General features: G+C 53.5%; 2 protein-coding genes and 1 pseudogene. All 3 read left to right on the forward strand.

The annotated features are described in order from the left end of the window. Positions 1-212: pseudogene (locus tag IQ273_RS34190) on the forward strand (IS4 family transposase); the annotation flags it as partial. A gap of 87 nt (positions 213-299) precedes the next feature. Then, positions 300-1,895 (forward strand): helicase-related protein, encoded by a 1,596-nt coding sequence (locus IQ273_RS30920; protein WP_397199071.1) that lies wholly within the window; start codon positions 300-302, stop codon positions 1,893-1,895. After that, positions 1,895-4,375 (forward strand): protein DpdF, encoded by a 2,481-nt coding sequence (gene dpdF, locus IQ273_RS30925; protein WP_194026923.1) that lies wholly within the window; start codon positions 1,895-1,897, stop codon positions 4,373-4,375. The genes IQ273_RS30920 and dpdF overlap by 1 nt, the downstream gene beginning before the upstream one ends. Positions 4,376-4,468: the final 93 nt, after the last annotated feature.

Here is a 4,468-nt window from a genome sequence, read left to right on the forward strand (position 1 = left end):
GGAGTCGTCTGGATTGGCATGGAGACCGGGGCTTGAGTTTTCTGCAACTCGGTTTGCGGGAACTGGCTCGGCTTTGCTACGAGCGTTTGCCCTTGCCCATCCTCCAAGCCTTGCCTAAGGGCAATCCACCGCCCGCTTGCGCCTCTCAATGCAAGCGAGACGCCCTAGACTGTCGCATTGAGTTCGCTAAGGTCCTCACATTCTCATGGTGAGACTGCCCTAAGTTTTCTGCACCACTAAGGGGCGATCGCATCCACCATCTCCAAGACCTGATCACTAGCCTGCGAGAACAAGGAGGGGTGAATATCCCTAAACTGGTCGTATTTACGGGCTATACCCAGGTAGGCCAAGCCATCGCCCAGCGCATGAGGAAAAAGTTTGGTGAGGCAGCGATCGCTACCCTAGAGACAGGCCAATCCGCTGAAATCGTCGAGCAGCAGGAGAACCAATTCAAAACTAACCCCCGCTGCTTTGTACTAGTCTGCGATGCCTCAGGCGAAGAGGGCCACAACCTCCAGTTCGCCGATTACATGATTCACTTTGACTTGCCCTGGTCGCCCAACCGCCTAGAACAGCGCCATGGCCGGATGAACCGGATCGGCTTACAGCATTCGATGAAATATGTTGTCTTTAGTGGATCCCAGGCTGCCGATGACCCGCTTTGCGCCTGGGTTGTTCTCCTGGGGTCTGGGCTCAATCTATTTAAAGAATCCGTTGCCAGCCTCCAGTTCTACGTTGACAGTAAGCTGCCGGAATTCGAGACCTTGCTCTTTCAGGAAGGGGCAGATGGTTTAGAACGGATCATCGACGTGGTTGAAAATGAGGTCGAGTCAGAGAAGGTCAGTATTGGCGAACAACATGCCCTGGATGAAATCGATGCTCTGGACAGCAATGCTGCCGAGTACTTCGCCCTGCTCGATGATTACGATGGTCGCCACAAGGAGATTAAACAGGCCGCTGAAGGATGGGTTTGCGACGCACTGCAATTTAAGCGTTGGTTCACGGATCCCGACAATATTGATTTCTTCTGGTACAAGCCAACTCCTAAGACCCTGCTGCCGGTCAACGACATTCTCACCTTTCTACCGCCCGAGGAGTTAAATAAGCCTGGCACTTACAACCGCCGTCTTGCCAACCGCCGCCCAGGCAGGGTGCTCTATCGAGTTGGCGCGGGCATCATCGATGCCCTAAATGACTACGTGCAGTGGGATGATCGAGGTCGAGCCTTTGCCCTCTGGCGGCACGCACCAGAGTGGCCTGCTGATGAAGGAATGGAGTGGATCGGTTTTCGCTTTGACTATGTGATCGAAGCCGACCTGTCAGGAGTTAAGCAGTTGCTTGAGCAGCATCAGTGGAAGAACCTCTCCCTCCGCGCCCTACAGCGACGAGCGGATGCCCTGTTCCCTCCTTTCTTCAGAACGTTGTTCCTAAATACGCGCATGCAGGTGGTAACCGATGAGCACCTTTTAGCTATCCTGGAGCGCAATTACTCTGGCAAGGGGCAACCCCGGCAAGACTACAACCTGGCCAAGAACCGATTGGATATCATCGATGAGTTCATCAGCCGCGATGACTGGGAAGCCCTTTGCCAAGGGGCTAGAACTCAATCAGAAGAAAGCCTGCGACAGAGTGAAGCCTTCCTTAGCGACTGCCAGCGCTATGCCAAAGATGCCGATCGCAAGCTCAGCGAGCGGGTAGAACAGTTAACCCTACGCCTAGAAAGGCAGAACGAGATGGGATCTGGGCAATCCCTGGCTGAAGAAGCCAGTATAGAGGCAGTGCTCAAGAACGCTCTTCTGGACGGCATGATCAATCCTCGCGTTTCCCTAGACTCCATTGGGTTTTATATAGTGGCAGGTCGCCGCCCTCCTCGGCTTGGGAAGGAAACTGAGTGATGGAACTAGGCTTTCAAGATCTGGCAAACTGGCTGGGGAGTGGCTTTATCTCCCCCCTGGATGAAAAGGCTTTTGCCGAAGCCTGCCAACGCCGGTTGGTAAGGGCACTACAGTTACCTCACCCTCTAGGCCAAGGGGACATTGCTGTTTTGGTGCGTCACTTGCTCCGCCATGAGATGGAAATTCAGGGTGGAGCCTCTCCTAGTCTGAAGGTGCCAAGAAAGACCCCGTTTCCAACCCAGCGAGAGGTTTGGGAGCGCAGCGGTATAGCGGTGCTCAATGAGGGGCCTGACTTTTTTGTGGTCAGCGCTGAGCCTTGGCACCCAGAATGGCTTCCCCAGGCTGAGCAGGTTTCTCCTGAAACCCCTTTGTTCAAGGAAGTGCGCCGTCGGAGCCACGAGCCCGTCTCAGGCGATCCCTTTCTTAAAGCACTGGGTTATGAGACATATCAAAGCGTGGGCCAGCGAGAGGCAATCCGAACAATTCTGACTGCGCCTCCTGAGTCTACTCTGGTGGTTAATCTTCCCACCGGCTCGGGTAAGAGCCTTTGTGCCCATTTGCCTGCGTGGCTAGCCTCAAAACCAGTGGGGGTAACGATTGTAGTGGTGCCTACCGTGGCGCTAGCTATCGATCAAGAGCGGGCGTTTAAGGCTCAAACTAAAACAAATATTGCCACCGCCTACTACAGCGATACCTCCATTGAGGGGCAAGAACGACGGGAAGAAATTCGCGATCGCATTCGCCAGGGCACTCAACCTATTGTCTTCACCAGTCCTGAGGGATTGATTGAGTCTCTGTCCTTCAGTGTTTACGAGGCTGTCCGCCAGGGGTTCCTCCGCTACATGGTCATTGACGAGGCCCATATTGTGGAGCAATGGGGGGATGAATTCCGCCCGGAGTTTCAGGAATTGGCTGGGTTCCGGCGATCGCTGCTCCGAGTCTGCCGTGATAACAAACTGCCGGGTTTCCCCACCCTGCTGCTCACCGCCACGGTCACAGAATCTTGCCTAGATACACTCGAAACCCTGTTTGGAGCGCCAGGGCCATTTGAAATTGTCTCTTCGGTGCAGCTTCGCCCCGAGCCTTCCTACTGGTTTGCCTACTGTGGCAGCGAAGCTGAACGCCAGGAGCGTCTGGTGGAAGCTGTGGCTCACCTACCCCGCCCACTGATTATTTACGGCAGCAAGGTCAATGATGTAGACCATTGGCATCGATACCTGCAACAGTCTGGGTATGAGCGCTGTGCCAAGATGACGGGCAAGTCGAGCCAGCTTGAGCGTTTAGATTTGTTGAATAGGTGGCAAGCTGGGCTGATCGATATTGTCGTAGCGACCTCGGCCTTTGGATTAGGGGTGGACCTGCCAGATGTGCGGGCTGTGATCCATGTCTGCATCCCTGAGACCATTGACCGTTTCTACCAAGAAGTAGGACGGGGGGGGCGTGATGGTAAAGCCACGCTATCTCTGGTGCTTCATACCGCGAAGGACTTTCAGGACGCAGCCGCCATTGGGGAAATCACCTACATCACTAGCGATCGCGGGAGGCAGCGCTGGGAGGAAATGTTTTCGCACAAGCGTTCACTACCTGATGATCGATTTCAGGTTCCTATTACCGTCCCCCCCCCTTACAACATTGACTTGGATGGAAGCAGTATTAGAAACCAAGACTGGAATATTCGCACCCTCACCTTGATGAGTCGAGCCGGGTTGATCGCGCTTGATGCAGAGCCTCTCCCTCACATTGAGGATAAGGAAGATTTTAAGCAGGCTATAGAGCAATACAGGGGCTATCGAACCGTACAAATTAGCGATGAACAGCATCTGAAAGTTGATGTTTGGGCAGAAAAGGTTGAACCTGCCCGCAATCAACGCCAGCAGTGGGCATTCAATAGCCTCAAACTTATGAAAGAAGCCCTGCGGCCAAAGCGTTGTCTGGCTGAGATTTTTTCAGAGGCGTATAGCATCCAAACTCGGTTAGAGCCATCCCGACGAGGAGTGCCCGTAGAGCGATCCTGTGGTGGATGCCCCTACTGTCGACAAAAGGAGATCGCACCCTTTCAAGGGGCTACACCTACACCCTTTCGGGTCTGGCAACAACCGAGCGATAGAAAGGGGGAGGCGCTCAAAGCAGTGCTGGCGGGGGAGGATCTATTAGGAATTTTCTATTCGCTGCCTCTAGATCGGCAATCTGAACGCGATCGCAAGCGCCTCATCCTATGGTTATTGAAGGAAGGCATCGGGAATGTGGTCGCACCCCAGGCTATATATTCGCTATTGAATGAGGCTTTGGTATTTCTATTTGAAGCTTACCAACCCTTTCTTATGCCTAAAATTCCAACGTTGGTTTACTACGATTCTGAGACAATCTTGCCGGAAGACTACCAGCAGTTCACAAAAGCTAGGGTTCCCCACATAGTTTTCTTGCCAGAGAGCACACCAGATCCAACGGGGTGCATCCCAGTCTTGCAAGACTCATTTTGAGAAGTAGCCATTTAGATAAGCACATCGCTGTTGCAGCACTTGTTGCACGTTATCTGCGTTCCAGTGAGCTCCTGAAATCTTGATTCGACGTCC

Source organism: Nodosilinea sp. LEGE 07298 (genome assembly GCF_015207265.1).
In the GTDB taxonomy this organism is placed as follows: Bacteria; Cyanobacteriota; Cyanobacteriia; order Phormidesmidales; family Phormidesmidaceae; genus Nodosilinea.